The 24,565-nt window shown below is 51.4% G+C and carries 22 protein-coding genes; 17 read left to right on the top strand and 5 right to left on the bottom strand.

The features are described 5' to 3' along the window. The first annotated feature begins 58 nt into the window (after window positions 1–58). The 4 genes from OGY72_RS20365 (at window position 59) to OGY72_RS20350 (ending at window position 2,942) form a co-directional block, all read left to right on the top strand. Entirely contained in the window at window positions 59–427 is a 369-nt protein-coding gene (locus OGY72_RS20365; RefSeq protein ID WP_003826594.1) for a diacylglycerol kinase, read from the top strand. Between the two features lie 109 nt (window positions 428–536). Beyond that, entirely contained in the window at window positions 537–1,145 is a 609-nt protein-coding gene (lexA, locus tag OGY72_RS20360; RefSeq protein WP_003826596.1) for a transcriptional repressor LexA, read from the top strand. 131 nt (window positions 1,146–1,276) lie between these two features. Continuing rightward, window positions 1,277–2,596 (top strand): MATE family efflux transporter DinF, encoded by a 1,320-nt coding sequence (dinF, locus tag OGY72_RS20355; RefSeq protein WP_126319527.1) that lies wholly within the window; start codon window positions 1,277–1,279, stop codon window positions 2,594–2,596. Window positions 2,597–2,732: 136 nt separating this feature from the next. After that, window positions 2,733–2,942 (top strand): CsbD family protein, encoded by a 210-nt coding sequence (locus OGY72_RS20350; protein ID WP_003031706.1) that lies wholly within the window; start codon window positions 2,733–2,735, stop codon window positions 2,940–2,942. Window positions 2,943–2,990: 48 nt separating this feature from the next. Here the strand turns inward: OGY72_RS20350 and zur are convergent, their stop codons facing one another. Further along, on the bottom strand, window positions 2,991–3,509 hold the full coding sequence (gene zur, locus OGY72_RS20345; protein WP_003031709.1) for a zinc uptake transcriptional repressor Zur: 519 nt from the start codon (window positions 3,507–3,509) through the stop codon (window positions 2,991–2,993). Between the two features lie 115 nt (window positions 3,510–3,624). Here zur and OGY72_RS20340 point away from each other — a divergent pair, with 115 nt between their 5' ends. The 3 genes from OGY72_RS20340 to pspG all read left to right on the top strand — a co-directional run bounded on the left by OGY72_RS20340 (window position 3,625) and on the right by pspG (window position 5,595). After that, window positions 3,625–4,113, top strand: coding sequence for a cupin domain-containing protein (locus OGY72_RS20340; RefSeq protein WP_003031710.1), 489 nt, complete (start codon window positions 3,625–3,627; stop codon window positions 4,111–4,113). A 107-nt stretch (window positions 4,114–4,220) separates the two neighbouring features. Continuing rightward, window positions 4,221–5,219: a tRNA dihydrouridine(20/20a) synthase DusA gene (gene dusA / locus OGY72_RS20335; RefSeq protein ID WP_003826604.1), complete on the top strand. Its 999-nt coding sequence runs from the start codon at window positions 4,221–4,223 to the stop codon at window positions 5,217–5,219. A gap of 133 nt (window positions 5,220–5,352) precedes the next feature. Then, entirely contained in the window at window positions 5,353–5,595 is a 243-nt protein-coding gene (pspG, locus tag OGY72_RS20330) for an envelope stress response protein PspG (RefSeq protein ID WP_003031713.1), read from the top strand. Between the two features lie 302 nt (window positions 5,596–5,897). Here pspG and OGY72_RS20325 read toward each other — a convergent pair whose 3' ends face one another. After that, a complete protein-coding gene (locus OGY72_RS20325) occupies window positions 5,898–6,881 on the bottom strand; it encodes a quinone oxidoreductase (protein ID WP_003826608.1) in 984 nt (327 codons plus the stop codon). Between the two features lie 64 nt (window positions 6,882–6,945). Here OGY72_RS20325 and dnaB point away from each other — a divergent pair, with 64 nt between their 5' ends. The 5 genes from dnaB (at window position 6,946) to OGY72_RS20300 (ending at window position 12,290) form a co-directional block, all read left to right on the top strand. After that, entirely contained in the window at window positions 6,946–8,361 is a 1,416-nt protein-coding gene (dnaB, locus tag OGY72_RS20320; protein ID WP_003826610.1) for a replicative DNA helicase, read from the top strand. 145 nt (window positions 8,362–8,506) lie between these two features. Then, window positions 8,507–9,586: an alanine racemase gene (alr, locus tag OGY72_RS20315; protein ID WP_003826612.1), complete on the top strand. Its 1,080-nt coding sequence runs from the start codon at window positions 8,507–8,509 to the stop codon at window positions 9,584–9,586. Between the two features lie 128 nt (window positions 9,587–9,714). After that, complete coding sequence (gene tyrB / locus OGY72_RS20310) at window positions 9,715–10,908, top strand: aromatic amino acid transaminase (protein WP_003826614.1); 1,194 nt, start codon at window positions 9,715–9,717, stop codon at window positions 10,906–10,908. A gap of 184 nt (window positions 10,909–11,092) precedes the next feature. Continuing rightward, window positions 11,093–11,806 carry an acid phosphatase AphA gene (gene aphA / locus OGY72_RS20305; RefSeq protein WP_003826615.1) on the top strand — a complete coding sequence of 238 codons (714 nt, stop codon included), beginning with the start codon at window positions 11,093–11,095 and terminating at the stop codon, window positions 11,804–11,806. A 127-nt stretch (window positions 11,807–11,933) separates the two neighbouring features. Next, on the top strand, window positions 11,934–12,290 hold the full coding sequence (locus tag OGY72_RS20300) for an MmcQ/YjbR family DNA-binding protein (RefSeq protein ID WP_008786927.1): 357 nt from the start codon (window positions 11,934–11,936) through the stop codon (window positions 12,288–12,290). A gap of 580 nt (window positions 12,291–12,870) precedes the next feature. Here OGY72_RS20300 and uvrA read toward each other — a convergent pair. Then, window positions 12,871–15,693 (bottom strand): excinuclease ABC subunit UvrA, encoded by a 2,823-nt coding sequence (gene uvrA / locus OGY72_RS20295; protein ID WP_284969505.1) that lies wholly within the window; start codon window positions 15,691–15,693, stop codon window positions 12,871–12,873. Window positions 15,694–15,944: 251 nt separating this feature from the next. On the opposite strand from uvrA, the gene ssb1 reads away from it, so the two are divergent. Further along, window positions 15,945–16,469, top strand: a complete 525-nt coding sequence (gene ssb1 / locus OGY72_RS20290; RefSeq protein ID WP_003826621.1) for a single-stranded DNA-binding protein SSB1 — start codon at window positions 15,945–15,947, stop codon at window positions 16,467–16,469. Window positions 16,470–16,846: 377 nt separating this feature from the next. Then, complete coding sequence (locus OGY72_RS20285) at window positions 16,847–19,156, top strand: autotransporter outer membrane beta-barrel domain-containing protein (protein WP_003826624.1); 2,310 nt, start codon at window positions 16,847–16,849, stop codon at window positions 19,154–19,156. A gap of 81 nt (window positions 19,157–19,237) precedes the next feature. Here the strand turns inward: OGY72_RS20285 and OGY72_RS20280 are convergent, their stop codons facing one another. Continuing rightward, complete coding sequence (locus tag OGY72_RS20280; protein ID WP_003826625.1) at window positions 19,238–19,519, bottom strand: YjcB family protein; 282 nt, start codon at window positions 19,517–19,519, stop codon at window positions 19,238–19,240. A gap of 551 nt (window positions 19,520–20,070) precedes the next feature. On the opposite strand from OGY72_RS20280, the gene pdeC reads away from it, so the two are divergent. Then, a complete protein-coding gene (gene pdeC / locus OGY72_RS20275; RefSeq protein WP_286549098.1) occupies window positions 20,071–21,657 on the top strand; it encodes a cyclic di-3',5'-guanosine monophosphate phosphodiesterase PdeC in 1,587 nt (528 codons plus the stop codon). 2 nt (window positions 21,658–21,659) lie between these two features. Here pdeC and soxS read toward each other — a convergent pair whose 3' ends face one another. Further along, window positions 21,660–21,983 (bottom strand): superoxide response transcriptional regulator SoxS, encoded by a 324-nt coding sequence (soxS, locus tag OGY72_RS20270; protein ID WP_003031731.1) that lies wholly within the window; start codon window positions 21,981–21,983, stop codon window positions 21,660–21,662. An 86-nt stretch (window positions 21,984–22,069) separates the two neighbouring features. On the opposite strand from soxS, the gene soxR reads away from it, so the two are divergent. Then, the gene (gene soxR, locus OGY72_RS20265; RefSeq protein ID WP_003826630.1) at window positions 22,070–22,528 is read left to right on the top strand and encodes a redox-sensitive transcriptional activator SoxR; all 459 of its coding nucleotides are present in this window, start codon (window positions 22,070–22,072) and stop codon (window positions 22,526–22,528) included. A gap of 608 nt (window positions 22,529–23,136) precedes the next feature. After that, a complete protein-coding gene (gene ghxP, locus OGY72_RS20260; protein WP_003826632.1) occupies window positions 23,137–24,486 on the top strand; it encodes a guanine/hypoxanthine transporter GhxP in 1,350 nt (449 codons plus the stop codon). The last annotated feature ends 79 nt before the right edge of the window (window positions 24,487–24,565 follow it).

Raw genomic sequence — 24,565 nt, 5'->3', positions numbered from 1 at the left:
ACAAACGGGGTAACGTTACAATGACATTGACGCTAATAATGTAAAAAGGTTCTTTTTGATGGCCAATAATACCACTGGATTCACCCGAATTATCAAAGCAGCAGGTTATTCCTGGAAAGGTTTTCGCGCTGCATGGATTAATGAGGCGGCATTCCGTCAGGAAAGTGTTGCCGTCCTGCTGGGCGTCGCCATCGCCTGCTGGCTGGATGTTGATGCAATTACCCGCGTGTTGTTGATCGGTTCTGTGATGCTGGTGATGATCGTTGAAATCCTCAACAGTGCGATTGAAGCGGTAGTTGATCGTATTGGTTCTGAGTACCACGAACTTTCCGGTCGGGCGAAAGATATGGGGTCGGCAGCGGTATTGCTGTCTATTTTTGTCGCGCTGATCACCTGGGGCATTCTGTTGTGGTCGCATTTGCGATAAGGCTTCCACAACTGCATAAATCTCCTGTTTTTTGTGCAGTTTGCGGTTCCAAAATCGCCTTTAGCTGTATATACTCACAGCATAACTGTATATACACCCAGGGGGCGGAATGAAAGCGTTAACGGCCAGGCAACAAGAGGTGTTTGATCTCATTAGAGATCACATCAGCCAGACAGGTATGCCACCGACGCGTGCGGAGATCGCGCAGCGTTTGGGGTTCCGTTCCCCAAACGCAGCTGAAGAACACCTGAAAGCGCTGGCGCGTAAAGGTGTGCTGGAAATTGTATCCGGCGCATCGCGCGGTATTCGACTGTTGCAGGAAGAAGAAGAAGGGTTACCGCTTGTGGGGCGCGTGGCAGCCGGTGAGCCACTTTTGGCGCAGCAGCACATTGAAGGCCACTATCAGGTCGATCCTTCACTGTTCAAACCGAACGCCGATTTTCTGCTGCGCGTTAGCGGTATGTCGATGAAAGATATCGGGATTATGGACGGTGATTTACTCGCTGTGCATAAGACCCAGGACGTGCGTAACGGCCAGGTTGTTGTTGCCCGTATTGATGACGAAGTTACGGTTAAGCGTCTGAAAAAGCAGGGCAACAAGGTTGAACTCTTGCCAGAAAACAGCGAATTCAAACCTATCGTTGTCGACCTGCGCGAACAAAACTTCACTATTGAAGGGCTGGCAGTAGGCGTCATTCGTAACGGTGAATGGCTGTAATTTTCTGTTGAATCCCTGTAGGCCGGATAAGACGATGACGTCGCCATCCGGCAACGTGCCCGGTAGCGCTGCGCTTGCCGGGCCTGCATCACATTATCCAGTACGTCTAACTTCTTCTCAGGCCCTCCTGTATGCCTTTCTTTACCTCTTCTGATAAAGCACTCTGGCACCTCGCCTTACCGATGATCTTCTCCAATATCACCGTTCCTCTGCTGGGACTGGTGGATACTGCGGTGATTGGTCATCTGGATAGTCCGGTCTATCTTGGCGGTGTTGCGGTTGGTGCTACGGCAACCAGTTTTCTTTTTATGCTGCTGCTTTTTTTGCGCATGAGTACCACTGGTCTGACCGCACAGGCATTTGGTGCGAAAAATCCACAAGCGCTGGCGCGCGCACTGGTGCAGCCGCTCATGCTGGCGCTGGGAGCGGGGTTGCTTATCGCACTGTTTCGTACGCCAATTATCGATCTGGCTCTGCACATTGTTGGCGGAAGTGAAGCGGTACTGGAGCAGGCCCGACGTTTCCTTGAAATTCGCTGGTTAAGCGCACCCGCCTCGCTGGCGAATCTGGTGCTGCTCGGCTGGCTGCTTGGCGTTCAGTATGCGCGTGCGCCGGTTATCTTGTTGATTGTCGGCAATATTCTCAACATTGTGCTTGATATATGGCTGGTGATGGGCCTGCATATGAACGTGCAGGGTGCGGCACTGGCAACGGTGATTGCTGAATATGCCACCTTGCTGATCGGCCTGATGATGGTGCGAAAAGTCCTGCATATGCGCGGAATTTCGCTGGCAATGCTGAAGCAGGCGTGGCGTGGCAACTTCCGCCGTTTGTTGGCACTTAACCGTGACATCATGTTGCGCTCGCTACTGCTGCAGCTCTGTTTTGGCGCTATCACGGTGCTGGGTGCGCGTCTGGGAGGCGATATCATTGCGGTTAATGCCGTTCTGATGACCCTGCTAACCTTTACCGCCTACGCGCTGGATGGATTTGCCTATGCCGTGGAAGCGCATTCGGGCCAGGCCTATGGGGCGCGAGATGGTAGCCAGTTGCTGGACGTCTGGCGGGCGGCCTGCCGACAGTCCGGTATTGTGGCTATTTTGTTCTCGTTGGTTTATGCCCTGTTTGGCGAGCAGATTGTTGCGCTACTGACCTCGCTGCCACAAATCCAACTGCTGGCCGATCGCTATCTTTTCTGGCAGGTGGTGTTACCGCTGGTGGGTGTCTGGTGTTATCTGCTCGACGGAATGTTTATTGGCGCGACGCGCGCGGCAGAAATGCGCAACAGTATGGCCGTTGCTGCCACAGGATTTGCATTAACGCTGCTGACTTTGCCGTGGCTGGGAAACCATGGCTTGTGGTTGGCGTTAACGGTTTTCCTGGCGTTGCGCGGGCTTTCACTGGCCTTTATCTGGCGACGTCACTGGCGTAATGGAACCTGGTTTGCCTGAGCGGAATGGTTAAAAATTCCGAATAGTAAATAAAACCCAGAATCACTGACTACACTTATTCTCACGTCCAGCAAAAACAGCATGTGTCTGGACATGGCACTCTCGCTATTCACAACCTAACGATGAGGACTTGATGATGAATAAAGACGAAGTCGGCGGCAACTGGAAGCAGTTTAAAGGTAAAGTGAAAGAGCAATGGGGCAAACTGACCGATGATGATATGACGGTCATTGAAGGTAAACGTGACCAACTGGTCGGTAAAGTCCAGGAGCGTTACGGTTACGCGAAAGATCAGGCGGAGAAAGAAGTTAACGATTGGGAAAAACGTAATGATTACCGCTGGTAATTAACCCTTCCCTCCTGAGAGTACAAGGATGTACGCTCTCCCGCTTACCTAGCGCCCAACCTTCTTCTTCACCTGAATCGTATGGTCATGCTGGCACTCGCCAGGATGGCGGCAAGATTCAACTTCCACACAGGCCGGACACAGCCCGTGGGCTTCAATAACGTTATGCCGCAGTGCAAAGCCCATTTTTGCCGCCAGCGTATGCATAATGTCTTCCACACCTTCCGCACACTCTTCTTTTACCACGCCGCAGCGGTCGCAAATGAACATTGCAGAACTGTGGGTTGGCTGATCGAACAGATGACAAAGCACATAGCTGTTGGTGGATTCCACCTTGTGCACGAAACCTTGTTCCAGCAGAAAATCGAGCGCACGATATACGGTAGGTGGTTTAGCCTGTGGCTCAGTTTCCCGCAACAGGTCGAGCAGGTCATAGGCGCTGATCGCACCTTCCTGTAGGCTCATCAGGCGCAGTACTTCGAGGCGTTGTGGCGTAAGCCGCACGTTGCGTTGCGCGCAGAGTTTTTCAGCTTGAGCCAATAACTCTTGCGTAGTGGTTTTGTCCATTTGGCGCCTCGATTTGCGTGGAAGGTTAATCCCTTACTTTAACATGTTCTGCTTAAAACACCGAGATCCACCGTGGTGTGCTATACCTGACGCATCGCAATACTGGAAAATAACCATGAAAAGACCCGATTGTATTCGCCACTGGCGTGAGGTTGAGGGGGCTGATGACTCCACTTATCCTGACAGCGATGAGCTATTTGCTATTGGCGCGCCACTTGCCCGCAAGTTGGGGTTAGGACGACTCGGCATTCATCATGAACGCCTGCCGCCGGGTCGGCGCACGTCGTACCCGCACGCTGAAAGCGATGAGGAAGAATTTATCTACGTGCTGGAAGGTTATCCTGAGGCCTGGATTAACGGGTATTTATGGAAGCTGGAACCGGGCGACAGCGTCGGTTTCCCGGCAGGTACAGGCGTGTGCCATACCTTTATTAATAACACCAGTGAAGAGGTGCGCCTGTTAGTCGTGGGTGAGGCGAACAAAAAATACAATCGCATTTATTATCCGCTTAACCCGGTCTATGCCGCTACACGTGAGGATCGCTGGGTCGACCATCCGCCGCAGTTTTTTGGATCTCACGACGGAAAACCGGGGCGTAAATAGCGTTTATTTAGGGTCAGGGGGAGTGAGCCGCGAGGATGTGGCTCACTATCGTAACGGTCTATGCTATAGTAGCGCCCCTTTTTTAACCGGATGCTTGAATATTCGCCATGCTGCCTGAATCTCAGTCTACCGCTTTTCCCGCTCATCGTTTTTCTATCGCGCCGATGCTCGACTGGACGGACAGACACTGCCGCTACTTTTTGCGCTTACTGTCCAGCCAGACGCTGCTCTATACGGAGATGGTAACCACTGGCGCAATCATTCATGGTAAAGGCGATTATCTGGCATATAGCGAAGAAGAGCATCCGGTCGCATTACAACTGGGCGGGAGCGATCCTGCGGCGCTGGCGCAGTGCGCAAAGCTCGCTGAACAGCGGGGCTATGACGAAATCAATCTCAACGTGGGTTGTCCTTCCGACCGCGTGCAGAATGGCATGTTTGGCGCCTGCCTGATGGGGAATGCGCAACTGGTCGCCGATTGCGTCAAAGCGATGCGCGACGTGGTGTCGATTCCGGTTACGGTGAAAACCCGTATCGGCATTGATGACCAGGACAGCTACGAATTCCTCTGCGATTTCATCAACACGGTATCTGGCAAAGGCGAATGTGAGATGTTTATCATTCACGCTCGCAAGGCCTGGCTGTCCGGGTTAAGCCCGAAAGAAAACCGCGAAATTCCACCGCTGGATTATGACCGTGTTTATCAGCTAAAGCGTGATTTCCCGCATCTGACGATGTCGATCAACGGCGGCATTAAATCGTTGGAAGAAGCGAAAATTCATCTGCAACATATGGATGGCGTGATGGTGGGGCGTGAAGCTTATCAAAACCCAGGCATTCTGGCGTCCGTTGACCGTGAGATTTTCTCTGCCGCTACCGAAGATACCGATCCGGTCGCCGTGGTGCGCGCCATGTACCCGTATATTGAGCGTGAACTGAGTAAGGGAACCTATTTGGGACATGTGACACGCCATATGTTGGGGCTGTTTCAGGGGATCCCTGGTGCCCGTCAGTGGCGTCGCTATCTGAGCGAGAATGCACATAAAGCCGGGGCAGATATTAACGTTCTGGAGCACGCGCTGAAGCTGGTGGCAGACAAGCGTTAAGTTTTCACCAAAAGTTAGTTAATTTCACCACGCCCTGCGCTTTGTCGCGGGGCGTTTTCTTTATAAATCAACGCATTATTTTTGGCATGTTTCTTGTAAAGCAATGGAGAGAATTTCATTTCGGGAGAGAGCCATGCTGGAACTACTTTTTGTGATTGGATTTTTTATCATGCTGATGGTCACCGGCGTTTCTTTGCTGGGCGTTCTGGCCGCATTGGTCGTAGCCACCGCAGTGATGTTTCTGGGCGGACTATTTGCCTTGATGATTAAACTGTTGCCCTGGCTGCTACTGGCTGTTGCCGTGGTGTGGGTTATCAAGGCGATAAAAGCGCCAAAAGTCCCACAGTATCAGCGCAATAACCGCCGGTTTTACTAAGGTATTGAGCGGTACGTCACAACCTGCAACATTGCCTTTAGAACCAAATAGGAATTGATTATCAAATCTGTCACTATTGCCAGGTTAACGAATTCATCGAGCTGTACCCTACATACAGCCGAACTAAAAAAAGAAAGGGCTTCCTGCGGGAAGCCCTAATTCTTTCTTTCCCCGTCATAATTCAAACTCCAGGTGTGTTGGCTGCTTTCATTCACCCCAGTCACTTACTCCAGTAAGCTCCTGGGGATTCATTCCATTGCCGCCTTCCTGGAGCTTGAATTATTTAGGGGAAAATGATGGCGTTACGGAATCAGCAAACTCGATCCCTGCGTGGCCCGGCTTTCCAGTACTTCATGAGCACGCTGTGCATCGTGCAGTGCGAACGTCTGACCAGGCGCGACATCCACTTTGATCACTCCACTGGCAATGAGCGAGAATAGCTCATTGCTGGCTTCGGTTAATTCGCGGTGATTGGTGACATACCCCTGGAGTGAAGGACGGGTCACGTACAGCGAACCTTTCTGGTTCAGAATGCCTAAGTTCACGCCAGTCACCGGCCCGGAAGCATTACCAAAGCTGACCATTAGTCCCCGGCGCTGTAAACAATCCAGCGAGGCTTCCCAGGTATCTTTCCCTACCGAGTCATACACCACCCGCACTTTTTTACCGCCAGTTATCTCTTTCACTCGCTCAACAATGCTCTCTTCACGATAGTTAATGACCTGCCATGCGCCAGCCTGCAACGCAATTTGCGCCTTTTGCGCACTGCCGACGGTACCAATCAGCTTCGCACCCAATGCTTTTGCCCACTGGCAGGCAATCATGCCGACGCCGCCCGCAGCCGCATGGAACAAAAACGGCTCATCAGGCTGAATTTCATACGTTTTACGTAACAGATAAAAAACGGTTAGCCCTTTAAGAAACGAGGCGGCAGCTTGTTCAAACGAGATAGCGTTAGGCAGGATGGCGGCTTTATCGGCCGGAACGTTATGCACTGAGCTGTAGGCGCCAAGGGCAGACTGGGCGTACACCACGCGATCGCCAGCTTTAATGTGTGTCACTTTGCTGCCGACTTTGCTGACCACGCCTGCGGCTTCGGTACCCAGACCGCTGGGCAGGGAAGGCGGTGGATAAAGACCACTGCGGATGTAGGTGTCGATATAGTTGATCCCAATCGCTTTGTTCTCGACCTGGATTTCGTTTTCCGCCGGGTCTACGGGCGTAAACTCCACCGCCTTGAGTACATCAGGGCCACCATGCTTGTGAAATTCAATACGTGTTGCCATGCTTCCTCCAAAAGAAATGTGGTAATCTTTCGACCCAATCATTATCTCGGTAACTCCATTCACTATGGCAGGAAATAAACCCTTCAACAAACAACAGACTGATGCTCGTGAGCGCGATCCCCAGGTCGCCGGGCTGAAAGTACCGCCGCACTCGATTGAAGCGGAACAGTCGGTGTTGGGCGGTTTAATGCTGGATAACGAACGTTGGGACGATGTCGCCGAGCGTGTGGTGGCGGAAGATTTTTATACCCGACCGCACCGGCATATCTTCACGGAAATGCATCGCCTGCAGGAGATGGGAAAACCCATCGATCTGATCACGCTGGCAGAGTCGCTGGAAGTTCAGGGACAACTGGACAGCGTCGGCGGTTTTGCTTACCTGGCTGAGTTATCTAAAAATACGCCAAGTGCGGCGAACATTAGCGCTTATGCGGATATCGTCCGCGAACGCGCCGTTGTTCGTGACATGATTTCAGTTGCGAACGAAATCGCTGAAGCCGGTTTTGATCCGCAAGGACGCTCCAGTGAAGATCTGTTGGACCTTGCAGAATCCCGTGTCTTTAAAATCGCGGAAAGCCGCGCTAATAAAGACGAAGGCCCGAAAAATATCACCGATGTGCTCGACGCAACCGTCGCGCGTATCGAGCAACTGTTCCAGCAGCCGCACGACGGCGTCACCGGAGTGAACACCGGTTATGACGACCTCAATAAAAAGACGGCTGGTTTGCAGCCGTCAGACTTAATTATTGTCGCCGCGCGTCCGTCGATGGGTAAAACGACATTTGCAATGAACCTCGTCGAAAATGCGGCGATGTTGCAGGATAAGCCGGTTCTTATCTTTAGTCTTGAAATGCCCTCAGAACAGATCATGATGCGTTCCCTGGCCTCGCTCTCACGCGTAGACCAAACCAAAATCCGTACCGGTCAACTGGATGATGAGGACTGGGCGCGAATTTCCGGAACAATGGGTATTTTGCTAGAGAAACGAAACATCTATATTGATGACTCCTCCGGCCTGACGCCTACGGAAGTGCGCTCGCGTGCCCGTCGTATCGCCCGTGAACATGGCGGTATCGGACTTATCATGATCGACTACCTGCAGCTGATGCGCGTGCCGTCGCTCTCCGACAACCGTACGCTGGAAATTGCAGAAATTTCCCGCTCGCTGAAAGCGTTAGCGAAAGAACTGCATGTGCCGGTGGTGGCGCTGTCGCAGCTTAACCGCTCTCTGGAACAACGTGCCGACAAGCGTCCGGTCAACTCGGATCTGCGTGAGTCCGGCTCCATCGAGCAGGATGCCGACTTAATCATGTTTATCTATCGTGATGAGGTTTATCACGAAAACAGCGACCTGAAAGGGATCGCAGAAATCATTATTGGTAAGCAACGTAACGGCCCGATCGGTACGGTGCGCCTGACGTTTAACGGTCAGTGGTCGCGCTTCGATAACTATGCGGGCCCACAATACGACGACGAATAAATCTCCGTCATCCTTCATGCTGCAGATGTGTTGACTACGCCCGTTCACCCCGATCACTTAGTTTACTAAGCTTCCGGGGATTCTCTGGCTTGTCGCCTTCCTGCAACACGAATGATTTAGAAGATTCTTTTATAAAGGAATACAAATGCAAGCGGCAACTGTAGTCATTAACCGCCGCGCTCTGCGACACAACCTGCAACGTCTGCGTGAACTGGCTCCAGCCAGCAAACTGGTTGCGGTCGTGAAAGCGAACGCCTACGGCCATGGTCTGTTAGAGACCGCGCGAACGCTCCCCGATGCGGACGCTTTTGGTGTCGCTCGTCTTGAAGAAGCCCTGCGCTTGCGAGCGGGAGGGATCACGCAGCCCATCCTGCTGCTGGAGGGGTTTTTTGATGCCTCCGATCTGCCGACTATTTCCGCGCAGCGTCTGCATACAGCCGTCCATAACCAGGAGCAGCTCGAAGCCCTGGAAGCAGCAAAACTGGCTGAACCCGTTACCGTCTGGATGAAGCTCGACACCGGTATGCATCGCCTGGGCGTACGCCCTGAGCAGGCTGAGGCGTTTTATCAGCGCTTAACGCAATGTGAAAACGTGCGCCAGCCGGTCAATATCGTCAGCCACTTTGCTCGCGCGGACGAGCCTGAGTGTGGCGCGACCGAAAAACAGCTCGATATCTTCAACAGTTTTTGTGAAGGCAAACCGGGGCAGCGTTCGATTGCCGCGTCGGGTGGTATTTTGCTGTGGCCGCAGTCTCATTTCGACTGGGCGCGTCCGGGGCTGATTCTGTATGGCGTATCACCACTGGAAAATCACTCCATCGGCGCTGATTTTGGCTGCCAACCGGTAATGTCGCTGACCTCAAGTCTGATTGCGGTGCGTGAGCACAAAGCGGGCGAGCCGGTTGGTTATGGGGGAACCTGGCTGAGCGAGCGCGACACGCGTCTTGGCGTGGTAGCGATGGGCTATGGCGATGGTTATCCGCGCGCAGCGCCTTCGGGGACGCCGGTACTGGTCAACGGCCGTGAAGTGCCGATCGTCGGTCGCGTTGCAATGGATATGATCTGCGTCGATTTAGGGCCCGAAGCGCAGGATAAAGCCGGCGATTCGGTGATTCTGTGGGGCGAGGGCCTGCCCGTTGAACGTATTGCTGAAATGACGAAAGTAAGTGCTTACGAACTTATTACGCGCCTGACCTCAAGGGTGGCGATGAAGTATATCGATTAACAGCATGATGTGCCGGACAGGTGGTTACGCCGCCTTCCGGCAATATTCCTCTCAACATCCTCTCGATCTTCTCCCACTTCCGGTTTATTGTGTTCTTAACCCCTGCCTGTAAACCCGGAGAACCACACGTGTTTCAAAAAGTTGACGCCTACGCTGGCGACCCGATTTTATCGCTCATGGAGCGCTTCAAAGAAGATTCACGTAGCGACAAAGTGAATCTCAGCATCGGCCTGTATTACAACGAAGACGGTATTATTCCTCAGCTTAGAGCGGTGGCGGAAGCGGAAGCTCGACTTAATGCCAAACCGCATGGCGCTTCGCTGTATCTGCCGATGGAAGGTCTGAACACGTATCGCCATACCATTGCGCCGCTGCTGTTTGGCGCAGAACATCCGGTTCTCCAGCAGCAGCGCGTCGCAACCATTCAGACGCTGGGCGGCTCCGGTGCGTTAAAGGTTGGCGCAGATTTCCTGAAACGTTATTTCCCTGATTCTGGTGTGTGGGTCAGCGATCCGACCTGGGAAAACCATATCGCGATTTTTGAAGGTGCCGGATTCGAAGTAAGCACTTACCCATGGTATGACGACACGACCAACGGCGTGCGTTTCAACGACCTACTGGCAACGCTGAATACCCTACCGGCGCGCAGCATCGTGCTGCTACATCCGTGCTGCCATAACCCGACAGGGGCGGATTTAACGCCTGCGCAGTGGGATAGCGTTATTGAGATCCTGAAAGCACGCGATCTGATTCCGTTCCTGGACATTGCTTACCAGGGCTTCGGCGGTGGAATGGAAGAAGACGCCTATGCGATTCGCGCCATCGCCAGCGCCGGATTGCCCGCTCTGGTCAGCAACTCATTCTCGAAGATTTTTTCCTTATACGGTGAGCGTGTCGGCGGACTGTCTGTGGTATGTGAAGACGCTGATGCCGCCAGCCGTGTTCTGGGGCAGCTAAAAGCGACGGTGCGTCGTAACTACTCCAGCCCGCCAAACTTTGGTGCGCAGGTAGTTGCCGCGGTGCTGGGTGATGACGTGCTGAAAGCCAGCTGGCTGGCGGAAGTTGAAGAGATGCGTACTCGCATTCTGGCGATGCGTCAGGAGCTGGTTAACGTATTAAATGCGGAGATCCCAGGCCGTAATTTTGACTACCTGCTGCAACAGCGCGGTATGTTCAGCTATACCGGGCTTAGCGTAGCCCAGGTCGATCGCCTGCGCGATGAGTTCGGTGTATACCTGATCGCCAGCGGTCGTATGTGCGTGGCCGGGCTGAATCACGGTAACGTGCAGCGCGTGGCGAAGGCATTTGCTGCCGTCATGTAACCGACTTTGCAGGCCTGATAAGCATCGTGCTATCAGGCCTGTTTTCCAATGTGATCGTGCTCCTTTTCCAGGACAAAACCAGAGAAAATCCTTCCTTTCCCTCCCCCTAAGGGGTAAGGTCAGATAGTTTTTTGACCAGTTGTTAATAAAAAAATGATAACTAACTGACTACTTAGGGAAAAATATGCGCAAGTTTACGTTGGCACTGAGTGCCGTTTGTTTATTGTTCACGCTAAATCAGCCAGCCCAGGCACTCGTTTCTTCTCCCTCTCAGCTCAATCCAGGCACTAACGTTGCAAAGCTCGCTGAGCAGGCTCCCATTCACTGGGTCTCCGTGGCACAAATTGAAAACAGCCTGACCGGACGTCCGCCGATGGCCGTCGGGTTTGATATCGATGACACTGTCCTCTTTTCCAGCCCAGGCTTCTGGCGCGGTAAAAAAACGTATTCTCCGGACAGTGAGGATTACCTGAAGAATCCGGCCTTCTGGGAAAAAATGAACAATGGCTGGGACGAGTTCAGTATTCCAAAAGAAGTCGCGCGCCAACTGATTGATATGCACGTGCGTCGCGGTGACAGCATCTTTTTCGTGACCGGGCGTAGCCAGACGAAGACTGAAACGGTGTCGAAAACGTTGTCTGATAACTTTCACATCCCGGCTGGAAATATGAATCCGGTCATTTTTGCCGGCGACAAGCCGGGTCAGAACACCAAAACGCAGTGGCTGCAGGATAAAAATATCCGCATGTTCTACGGTGACTCCGATAATGACATCACTGCCGCTCGCGACGTGGGTATTCGCGGTATTCGCATTTTGCGCGCCTCTAACTCCACTTATAAGCCGCTGCCACAGGCCGGTGCGTTTGGTGAAGAGGTGATCGTCAACTCGGAATATTGAGGACGCTGGCTGCGGATTGCTGTTTTTTTAAACAAATTTACATTGCTGGCTTTTACCTTTTGCGGACTTGCTGCACACTGAATAAAAGATGTTCTCATGAGGCAATATGCTGGTAAGGGGAATAAAGATGACGAATTCGGAGTTGCTGCAATACTGCATGGCAAAAACGGGCGCGGAGCAGAGCGTTCACAGTGACTGGAAGGCCACGCAAATCAAAGTCGAAGATGTGCTTTTTGCCATGGTAAAAGAGGTGGAAGAACGCCCGGCGGTGTCTCTGAAAACCAGCCCTGAACTGGCAGAACTGTTGCGCCAGCAGCATAGCGATGTTCGGCCAAGCAGGCATCTCAATAAGGCGCACTGGAGTACGGTGTATCTGGACGGCTCGCTGCCGGATTCACAGATTTATTATCTGGTCGACGCCTCTTATCAGCAGGCAGTGAACACGTTGCCGGAAGATAAACGCCGGATACTGACGCAGCCCTGATCCGGTTCGCCGGATGCGGCGCAAGCGCCTTATCCGGCCTACAGGCTTTATGCATATTCTGTAGTTTCGTAGGCGCTGATAAGCGCAGTGCCATCAGGCACAACCGTAGCCGGATGCGGCGCAAGCGCCTTATCCGGCCTACAGGCTTTATGCATATTCTGTAGTTTCGTAGGCCTGATAAGCGCAGTGCCATCAGGCACAACGGTTGCCGGATGCGGCGCAAGCGCCTTATCCGGCGTACAAGCTTTATGCCTGGTCTGTAGTTTCGTAGGCCTGATAAGCGCAGCGCCATCAGGCACAACGGTTGCCGGCTGCGGCGCAAGCACCTTATCCGGCGTACAAGATTTATGCCTGGTCTGTAGTTTTGTAGGCCTGATAAGCGTAGCGCCATCAGGCACAACCGTAGCCGGATGCGGCGCAAGCGCCTTATCCGGCCTACAGGCTTTATGCCTGGTCTTTAGTTTCGTAGGCCTGATAAGCGCAGTGCCATCAGGCACAACGGTTGCCGGATGCGGTGTAAGCGCTTTATCCGGCCTACAAGCTTCATGCATATTCTGTAGGCCAGACAAGTGTTGCGTAATTACAACAGCGGTTTGAGGAAGCGGGCTGTGTGTGAGGCTTCACACTCAGCGACCGTTTCTGGTGTGCCGGAGACAAGGATTTCGCCGCCGCCGCTGCCGCCTTCCGGACCGAGATCGACAATCCAGTCTGCGGTCTTAATCACGTCCAGATTGTGCTCAATCACCACGATGGTGTTGCCCTGATCCCGGAGCTGATGCAGCACGTCCAGCAGTTGCTGAATATCCGCAAAATGCAGACCGGTGGTCGGCTCATCGAGAATATACAGCGTTTGCCCGGTACCGCGTTTGGACAGTTCGCGCGCCAGCTTCACGCGCTGTGCTTCACCGCCCGAGAGCGTGGTAGCGGACTGACCCAGTCGAATGTACGTCAGGCCAACGTCCATCAGCGTTTGCAGCTTACGCGCCAGCGCCGGAACGGCATCGAAGAACTCACGCGCTTCTTCAATCGTCATATCCAGCACTTCGTGGATAGTCTTGCCTTTGTATTTAATTTCCAGCGTTTCGCGGTTATAGCGCTTGCCTTTGCACTGATCGCACGGCACGTAGATATCCGGCAGGAAGTGCATTTCGACTTTGATCACGCCGTCGCCCTGACAGGCTTCACAGCGTCCGCCACGGACGTTAAAGCTGAAACGCCCCGGCGTGTAACCGCGTGCTCGTGACTCCGGTACACCAGCAAACAGTTCGCGCACTGGCGTAAACACGCCGGTGTAGGTTGCCGGGTTAGAGCGCGGCGTACGGCCAATCGGGCTTTGGTCAATGTCGATCACTTTGTCGAAATGTTCCAGGCCCTGAACGTCGCGATACGGCGCAGGTTCAGCCAGCGTCGCACCGTTTAGCGCCGTCTGCGCAATCGGGAACAGTGTGTCGTTAATCAGCGTCGATTTACCCGAACCGGAAACACCGGTAATGCAGGTAAATAAACCTACCGGCAGCGTCAGGGTGACATCTTTCAGGTTGTTGCCGCGTGCGCCGGTGAGCTTCAGTACTTTCTCTGGGTCAGCCGCAACGCGATTTTTAGGCACTTCAATCTTGCGTTTACCGCTCATGTACTGGCCGGTCAGCGACTCAGGCACCGCCATGATGTCGTCGAGCGTCCCTTCGGCGACGACCTGACCGCCGTGAACGCCAGCACCGGGGCCGATATCGATCACGTGGTCAGCAGCGCGAATTGCATCTTCATCGTGCTCGACCACAATAACGGTATTACCCAGATTACGCAGGTGGATAAGCGTACCCAGCAGACGTTCGTTATCGCGCTGGTGCAGGCCAATAGACGGCTCATCCAGCACGTACATTACACCGACCAGACCCGCGCCGATCTGGCTTGCCAGACGAATACGCTGGGCCTCACCGCCGGAGAGTGTTTCTGCCGAACGCGATAGCGTCAGGTAATTGAGGCCGACGTTAACCAGGAACTTCAGACGATCGCCAATCTCTTTAAGAATTTTCTCGGCAATCTTCGCCCGCTGACCTGCGAGCTTCAGATTGTTGAAGAAATCCATTGCATGACCGATGCTCATGTCAGAAATCGCAGGCAGCGGCGTATTTTCAACAAATACGTGACGGGCTTCCCGGCGTAAACGCGTCCCTTCACAGCTGGCGCAAGGTCGGTTACTGATGAACTTGGCTAATTCTTCACGTACTGCGCTGGATTCCGTCTCTTTATAGCGGCGCTCCATATTGTGCAATACGCCTTCGAACGGATGGCGACGTACGGACGTATCACCACGATCGTTCATGTATTTAAATTCGATATTCTCTTTACCGGAACCGTACAGTACCACTTTATGCACGGCAGGGTTCAGGCTGGCCCACGGGGCTTCAACGTCGAATTTATAGTGTTCCGCCAGAGACTTAAGCATCTGGAAGTAATAGAAGTTACGGCGATCCCAACCGCGGATAGCACCACCGGCCAGCGACAGTTCCGGGTTTTGGATCACCCGATCAGGATCGAAATATTGCTGCACGCCGAGACCGTCACAGGTTGGACACGCGCCCGCCGGGTTGTTAAACGAGAACAGCCGCGGTTCCAGTTCGCGCATGCTATAGCCGCAGATAGGGCAGGCGAAGTTGGCGGAGAACAGCAGCTCCTCCGCTTTCGGGTCGTCCATATCGGCAACGACCGCCGTACCGCCGGACAGTTCCAGCGCGGTTTCAAAGGATTCCGCCAGGCGCTGGGTGAGATCGTCACGGACTTTAAAGCGGTCAATCACCACTTCAATGGTGTGTTTCTTTTGCAGCTCAAGCTTGGGCGGATCGGAAAGGTCACAGACTTCACCGTCGATACGGGCGCGGATATAGCCCTGGCCTGCCAGGTTTTCCAGCGTTTTGGTGTGCTCGCCTTTACGCTCTTTAATCACCGGCGCCAGCAGCATCAGACGCTTACCTTCCGGCTGCGACAGGACGTTATCCACCATCTGGCTTACGGTCTGAGCTGCCAGGGGAACGTCGTGATCCGGACAGCGCGGCTCGCCAACGCGGGCAAACAGCAGACGCAGATAGTCGTGAATTTCGGTAATTGTACCTACCGTGGATCGCGGGTTATGGGACGTCGATTTTTGTTCAATTGAGATGGCAGGAGAGAGCCCCTCAATGTGGTCGACGTCCGGTTTTTCCATCAGCGACAGAAATTGACGCGCGTACGCGGAAAGGGATTCAACGTAACGACGCTGCCCTTCGGCATATAAGGTGTCGAAAGCGAGCGAAGATTTGCCTGAGCCCGAAAGCCCGGTGACGACAATCAGCTTGTCGCGCGGGATGACGAGGTTGATGTTTTTGAGATTATGGGTGCGGGCGCCCCGAACTTCGATCTTATCCATTCATCTTTCCCGGATTAAACGCTTTTTTGCCTGGCTGCATGGTGCTACCGGCGATCACAAACGGTTAATTATGACACAACCTGACCTGAATGGATATACAGTATTGGAATGCAAAACGCAGACGTCTGTGCAACAATGTCTGGCTGGGGTTGTTTACTGGAATCAACTTCGCAACGTAGTAAAAGCGCTATTGGAAATGCTACAATCCCGCGCTTACACTTATTCAGTAACGTTTTTCAGGAGACACGATCATGGCCAGCAGAGGCGTAAACAAGGTGATTCTCGTCGGTAATCTGGGCCAGGACCCGGAAGTACGCTATATGCCGAATGGTGGCGCAGTTGCCAACATTACGCTGGCTACTTCCGAATCCTGGCGTGATAAAGCGACCGGTGAAATGAAAGAGCAGACTGAATGGCACCGTGTTGTGCTGTTTGGCAAACTGGCGGAAGTGGCCAGCGAATATCTGCGTAAAGGTTCTCAGGTCTATATCGAAGGTCAGTTGCGTACCCGCAAATGGACCGATCAGTCCGGCGTAGAAAAGTACACCACAGAAGTTGTGGTTAACGTTGGCGGCACCATGCAAATGCTGGGTGGTCGTCAGGGTGGTGGTGCTCCGGCAGGTGGCGGTCAGCAGCAGGGCGGTTGGGGTCAACCTCAGCAGCCGCAGGGTGGCAACCAGTTCAGCGGCGGCGCGCAGTCTCGTCCGCAACAGTCAGCTCCGGCTGCGCCGTCTAACGAGCCGCCGATGGATTTCGACGACGATATTCCGTTCTAATCGTGACTAAACGATTCTTATCGTAATGAATCAAAAGCCCCATTTTATATGGGGCTTTTTGTTTTTGACGATTTTCTCATATGTATTAATCGAATGTTTTGCAAGAAAAAATCGAAATATAAATACTGTGGATAATTAACATTTTAATAGATGCATATAATAATATTGATAGCAATCAAATTTAAATAAAATATCTTAAATTTATGTGCTTAATAAGTCACAAAATATTGACAGCGTAATATTCTGCATTAAATAATGCTCTGAGATTGTCAATTCATCATTGATACAAGTGTATTGTTCTCCGATCTCTTTCTATTGGTGAGGGTTTGATAATCGTTTTGATATTTCTATATTCTTTTGTGTTTCGGAGTCTATATATGTATCAATGGAAAAATAATGCTAAGGTAATATTGCCTTTAGCATTGTCAGTGAGCATAAGTAATGCGCTATATTCTGGCGGAGCAATTGCTAAAAACTATGAGTTAAACTACATCGGTGATAATCCTGAAAGTTCGGGTATTAGCATCAAAGATACGATAGCAGGTGACAACAACTACGATTTTACGGTGAAAGTTGATAATCCTGTGCGAGGTGAAGGTAACGGTCTTGAGGTCAAGATTGGTAACATCACGAGTGATCAGGGCGGTGAATATCATATTGGTAATTACAACGTCAATATTGGTGGGACCACGCAGCAGGATCACCGTTCTGGATTAGCCTTCTTTGGGTTGTCCGCTGAGGGCAATGATACCAAAGTGACAGTCGACAATTTTAGTCTTAAAAATAATTTCCTGATTGGCTCTAAGTACACACATAACAATACTGCATTATATGCAGGCGATGGCGCTGATGTTTCCGTCAACGGCAATGTGTACATTCGTTCTGAGGTTGAGCACACCAAACAGGGTGAAGATGCAACGTTGGCCAATAACGGAATTTATGCGCGGGGTGCGGGCTCAACCATTACGGCAAACGGTGGCGATATATACATTAATACCTACGCCAGTAACTTTAAAGAACTCCTGGAGAACAATAGTGGCTACCCGAAAGGGTCATCAAAAAGTGATGCGGTCAGCGCTAAAGACGGTGGCGTCGTTAATATTAATCAGGCCGGAGGCAACAAGGTTAATCTATTAGGTAACCTCGACTTTGGCGATAAGCTTTATTCTAATACAAGCCAAATGAATATTACGCTTAATGGTGCAGATTCATACTGGCATGGACATGAAGCTAATTACTTTGATGAAAAAATCGGGAAATGGAGCGGCGATCTCAATCTTACGTTGGTGAATAATGCCCACTGGATCCCCGATGGTAAAGATGCGGAAATCAGTGCCATCACCCTGAAAGACGGCGGCACGGTAAACCTACATGGTTTTAATCTACATACCAACCAGAGTATCAACGAAACCGTTAAAATTCATGATTTGAAAGGGAATAACGGTATTTTCCTAATTGATGTCAATACTAATAAAACAGATGAGCAACGACGCAACGGTAGTGACTTCATTGAGGTTGTTAAAAGTAGTACCGGCGGTACACATGCGATTGAAGCGTTGAATATTAACAAGCTCACTGATTTGAAGGAAGACATCTGGGTTGCCGATGCGGCAAGTAATGTGGCGTTCGAAGCGTACGATAAAGTCGATATTACGAACGAGTATGTGTATGACTATAAACCGCTGCTGCGTTCTGATATTCGTGAAGGCGATCCGCAAAGCCAGTACGGAACCAACTGGTATATCACGGGTGTTTCGACGAAAGCCAGCGCAGGTAGTAACACCGTGATAGCCAATGCCGGGCTGAACTACGCCATGGCAACTGCCCGTCTTGAAATCGACAGCCTGAATAAGCGTTTAGGCGAACTCCGCAAGGACCAGCAGCAAAATGGTCTGTGGATCCGCTATAAAGGTGGTGAAATAGAGAGTGATACAGGGAGCTACTTCAAAAACTTGTATAGCTTCTGGCAACTCGGCTATGACAACAAAGAAGAAGGCGAGGAGTCTGTCTGGACGCGAGGGATCGCCGCGCATTACATGAGAGGCAATGCAGACTTCACTTATGGTACTGGCGATAACAAGAGCTATGGTGGTTCACTTTATGTTGCCTGGAATCGTCCAGAGAAACTAGATTACCTGGATTTGGTACTGAAATATAGCCGCCATGAAAGTGACTTCAATTACAGGAACACATACGGCAACTCTGGCTTTGCAGATAGCAGTACATGGTCAATCAGTGCCAGTGCAGAATACGGTCGCGAGTTTAGCTTAGGAAACTCTACTTTTATCGAACCGCAAGGTCAGCTGGTGTATACCTATCTGGATGAGGCCAGTTATACCACCAGTAGTGGGTTGAAAGTCCGTCAAAACGATATAGACAGCGTTATTGGTCGTGTCGGATTGCGCGGAGGTTATCGGTTTGAATCGCGCCCGGATAGCGATATTTACGTGAAGCTGGATTTGCTGCATGAGTTTGCTGGCGATCGTGATGTTATCGTTTGGGGTAAAGATGCCTCACTGAAAGTGAGTGAAGGAGGAAGTGACTCTTGGATCAACTATGGTATAGGTACCAATATCCATCTTACTCAGAACAATAACTCCCGGTTGTATGTTGATCTGGAAAGGTCGGCGGGAGGTGACATTGATATGAACTGGCAGGTTAACGCGGGTTTCCGTATGGAGTGGTAGTTCATAGCCTTGAATCGGGTCACTTAACCTAAAAATGAGCGTCCGACTGAAGCCTGGGTTCAGTCGGACGCTTTCTTACGATCAGTTCAACACCATCGGCCAATCTGGCGGTGTGTGGCTCATCACGTCAACCATCACGGTTTCAATGTTCTTCCAGATAGCGGACATATCCACCAGGGTTATGCCGAGCAATCCAGTCGCAAACCAGCAGGCAAAAACCAGCCCCAAACCGCTGCTAATGACGGCCAGGCCAATATAATCTGATTTACGAAAACGGATATTGAGCGTACTGGCTAAAAACATCAGCACCGCGCTGAGTAGTTGCCACCGCAGAAGAACCACGCCAGTTGTTATTGTCGCCATGAAAAACGTCCTCAGAAAGTCTGGATGCCCAGGACAGCGCGGGGGTGTTCACCGAGGGTGTGATACTCTGGCTATCGACGGGCAATAACATGAATGAAACATTGTTTCTGTTACATGATTTTTGTGAACTATATCACAACTGGTCGTTTGTTCACCACTACTGGACGTTATTTTTGTAGGGCTAAAACCACTCTAAATGTGTGGCTTTATTTAATGAAGGGTTGATAAAAAATAACCATGCTTTAAACATGCATTTAATCTACTTGTTATATTTATCCTAAATTAAACGTTAAAAAACTTTAATGAATTTCTTAAACGCAGCCAGGATAATGCTCATAAAAATTACTCCTTGGGGATAATAACGTTATGAAATAAGCATGACTTTAAGTTTGCCTTACGGAAAAATAATATCATCATCAACTATTATCAGACTTTTACATAGAGAAGTCTGTTGCTAATACTGATAGATTCATGCAACTTAATCAGTCGGTGTTTATAGCATCCTGCCTTGATGGGTTCTGGCATATACGAAACAGGGAAATAGGGCTGACATGAATCACAGAGCGCGACGCAAGCTGCTGAAGTTCCTGGGAACATTCATGGTGGTATTGTTCCCCGTGGTGCTGGCGATATGGTTTGCACACATCCGGGCGATGACCGAAACCCATAGCCAACTCCGCTCTTTTGCTCAACTGGTGTTAAATAAAACAGAATTGGTGATCCTACAAGCTGATTTGGCGCGTGATATGGCCCAGTTGTATCAGGGTAAGATGTGTACCCCGGCACATCAGAAAAGTATGCTAAATATTATTCGCGGTCGTTTATATATCAGTGAGCTAATTTATGCGCAGGGCGATCACTTTTTGTGCTCTACGTCGATGGCGCCGCCTGTTACTTATATTATGCCGACAGCCGATTATAAACGTACGCCGGATATCTCCATCTATTACTACCGCGATACCCCTTTTTTCGCTGGCTACAGAATGACGTACATGCAACGCGGGAACTACGTCGCAGTCATCAATCCATTGTCCTACAGCGAAGTCATGTCAGATGATCCGGATCTCTCCTGGGGCGTGTATGACACAGTAACAGATACGTTTTTCTCTGCCAGCGAAGCGGCAAATATTGCGCAATTCGCGCCGCTCATACGCGGTGAAGCCTCGACCTTTCAACAAGACGATCGCTTCTACACCATCGTGCATTCAGAAAAACGTCCAATTGCGATTATTGTGTCGACCTCAGACAACCGCGTAAGTCAGATTTTCTATCACGAGGCGGCATTAACCATTCCCTTCGGGATTATCTGCAGCATCCTGATACTGCTAATGTGGTGGCGCACGCGCCAGGAATACTTATCTCCCCGGCGCTTATTAAAACGCGCGATCAAAAAACGTCAGCTTTGCCTGCATTACCAGCCGATCATTGATATTAAGAATGGGCAATGTGTTGGTGCTGAAGCTCTGTTGCGCTGGCCGGGTTGTAAAGGTGAGGTGATGAGCCCGACGGAGTTTATTCCGCTGGCTGAAAAAGAGGGAATGATTGAGCGGATCACGGATTATGTCGTTGAAGAGGTGTTCAACGATTTGGGGTATTTTCTTTCGGCGCATCCTCAGCTTTCTATCTCGATTAACCTTTCCGCTTCTGACTTTCATTCATCCCGATTGATTGCTCTGATTAACGACAAAAATCGTGAGTACTCCGTGGCGGCCCAGCAAATTAAAGTCGAAGTGACCGAGCGTGGGTTCATAGATGTACATAAAATGACCCCAGTCATTCAGGCGTTCCGCAAGGCGGGTTATGAAGTGGCATTTGATGATTTTGGCACGGGGTATTCCAATCTGCATAATTTGTCCGCGTTGAATATCGATATCCTGAAGATCGACAAATCGTTTATTAGCACGCTGTCCAGTAACAGCACCAGTCACCTGATTGCCGAACATATCATCGAAATGGCGCAAAGCTTACACCTGAAGACAATTGCAGAAGGGGTGGAAACGAAGGAGCAAATCGAATGGCTGCTTGAGCGAGGCGTACAGTATTGTCAGGGCTGGTATTTTGCGAAGGCGCTACCGCCGCAGGAGTTCATGCACTGGGTACAACGGTCGCCCGCTATACTGACGCAGAGCGGGCAGTGATCTTACAGGCGGTGGCGGTAGTCGCTGGGAGTACGATCAAATTCGCGGCGAAACACGCGCGAGAAGGTTTGTTGCGATACATAACCAAGATCCATCGCGATATCAAAAATAGGTCGCTCAGTCGTCCGCAGTTCAACGGCGGCCAGCAAAAGTCGACGCTGGCGGATGTAGTCACCCAAGGTTTGGCGCGTCACCGTGCGGAACATTCTTTGTAAATACCACTTCGAGTAACCTGATTTTTTCGCCACCGCCTCAATGTTCAGCGGTTGATCGATATGTTCATCAATCCATTCAATAAGGGTCTGAATAATCTGCTGATGGGACATAGGGCTGCCTCTTTCTCAGTATTCGATTCGTCGTTTTGTCTGTGGGCGAGTATAATTCCTCAAGTTAACTTGAGGTAAAGCGATTTATGGAAAAGAAATTACCCCGGATAAAAGCGCTGCTCACACCAGGTGAAGTCGCCAAACGTAGCGGCGTGGCGGTATCGACCCTGCATTTCTATGAAAGCAAAGGGTTAATCAGTAGCATGCGCAATAGCGGCAATCAGCGGCGATACAAACGTGATGTGTTGCGTTACGTCGCGATAATCAAGATTGCTCAACGCATCGGGATCCCGCTGGCCACGATCGGTGACGCGTTAGGTGTATTACCTGAGGGGCATTCGCTTAGTGCCAAAGAGTGGAAGCAACTCTCTTCGCAATGGCGTGAAGAACTGGACCGACGCATTCATACTTTGGTGGCGCTACGCGATGAGCTGGATGGGTGTATTGGTTGCGGATGCTTGTCACGCAGCGATTGCCCGTTGCGTAACCCAGGCGATCAGCTTGGCGAGCAGGGGACCGGAGCGCGGCTGCTGGAAGATGATTAATTGATTTAAAATATGTGATGGGTATGAAGGGCATAAAACTAAAGCGCCACAGAGGGCGCTTTAGTTTGGTTCCGGTCTTTGTCTTTCACTCTATCCCGCTGGTTCACGGGAGGGTTTCCCCCGACATCAACACCCCTCAGTCGAGCACATTAGGGGAGGTTCCGGCCTGTGTTGATAATGTAAGTGTAAGCCACCTTCCTCCATTTGCCAGTGAAATGGTGATTTTTTAGCCAAAAAATTTTACGCATCTTCACTTGTTTTCTTGCGCGAGTTGCGCGAAATAAACACGCCGATGTTGTAATAACTCCGCGAAATTTGTTGCCAAATTGCGCATTGACGATAACGTTTGCGCATCGACTGGTTATTTAATGTGCGTTATAAGAAGAAATGAGTAAAAAGCGGCAAAGTTCAGTTGAAAACCAGCGTATGATCGCTGGATAATCGTTTGCTTTTTTTTACCACCCGTTTTTTATGCGCGGAGCTAAACGTTTGCTTTTTTGCGACACCCCTATTGACGCAAACCTGGCACATGGAGAAAACGTTTAGCAGGCAGTGGATTGTCCAGCACGCATAATGACGAAAAAATAAACTCTCAGGGGATGTTTTCTATGTCTACGCCTTCAGCGCGTACCGGCGGTTCACTCGACGCCTGGTTTAAAATTTCGCTCCGCGGCAGTACCGTTCGTCAGGAAGTCGTTGCCGGATTAACGACCTTCCTGGCCATGGTCTACTCCGTTATCGTGGTTCCGGGGATGCTGGGTAAAGCCGGGTTCCCGCCTGCTGCTGTATTTGTGGCGACCTGTCTGGTCGCGGGCGTCGGTTCAATCGTGATGGGCCTGTGGGCAAACCTGCCGCTGGCAATTGGTTGCGCCATTTCTCTGACCGCATTTACCGCATTCAGTCTGGTGCTGGGCCAACATATTAGCGTGCCCGTTGCGCTGGGTGCGGTGTTCCTGATGGGTGTCCTGTTTACCATCATTTCCGCGACCGGTATCCGTAGCTGGATCCTGCGCAATCTGCCGCAGGGCGTTGCGCATGGCACGGGGATTGGTATCGGCCTGTTCCTGCTGCTGATTGCGGCAAACGGTGTTGGCCTGGTGATTAAGAACCCGCTGGACGGCCTGCCGGTTGCGCTGGGTGACTTCGATACTTTCCCGGTCATTATGTCGTTGATTGGTCTGGCGGTGATTATTGGCCTCGAAAAACTGAAAGTACCGGGTGGCATTCTGCTGACCATTATCGGTATTTCCGTGGTTGGTCTGATTTTCGACCCGGCCGTGCATTTCTCCGGCATTTTTGCTATGCCGTCTCTGAGTGATGAAAACGGCAACTCGTTGATCGGCAGCCTGGATATCATGGGGGCACTGAACCCGATTGTCCTGCCGAGCGTGCTGGCGCTGGTCATGACCGCTGTCTTCGATGCAACCGGAACCATCCGCGCGGTAGCCGGACAGGCGAATCTGCTGGATAAAGACGGACAGATTATCGACGGTGGCAAAGCGCTGACCACTGACTCCCTGAGCAGCGTGTTCTCTGGTCTGGTGGGTGCAGCTCCGGCGGCGGTTTACATTGAATCCGCAGCGGGTACGGCGGCAGGCGGTAAAACCGGCCTGACAGCGATCACCGTTGGCGTACTGTTCCTGCTGATTCTGTTCCTCTCTCCGCTCTCTTATCTTGTACCTGTGTACGCAACGGCACCTGCGCTGATGTATGTGGGCCTGTTGATGCTGAGCAACGTCGCGAAAATCGACTTTGCTGACTTTGTCGACGCAATGGCAGGACTGGTTACGGCCGTATTTATCGTGCTGACCTGTAACATCGTTACCGGCATCATGATTGGCTTTGCCACCCTGGTAATTGGCCGCATCGTTTCTGGTGAATGGCGCAAACTGAACATCGGCACCGTGGTGATCGCCATCGCGCTGGTGGCCTTCTACGCCGGCGGTTGGGCTATCTGATTCTGATTTCCTGACGATCCTAAAAACGGGTGGCTTTGGCCGCCCGTTTTCATTTTCAGAACACACTCGTTGTCTTTTG

Origin of the sequence: Citrobacter sp. Cpo221 (genome assembly GCF_030332345.1) — a bacterium.
GTDB lineage: Bacteria > Pseudomonadota > Gammaproteobacteria > Enterobacterales > Enterobacteriaceae > Citrobacter > Citrobacter portucalensis.
This window is presented reverse-complemented; position numbering and strand designations above follow the sequence as displayed.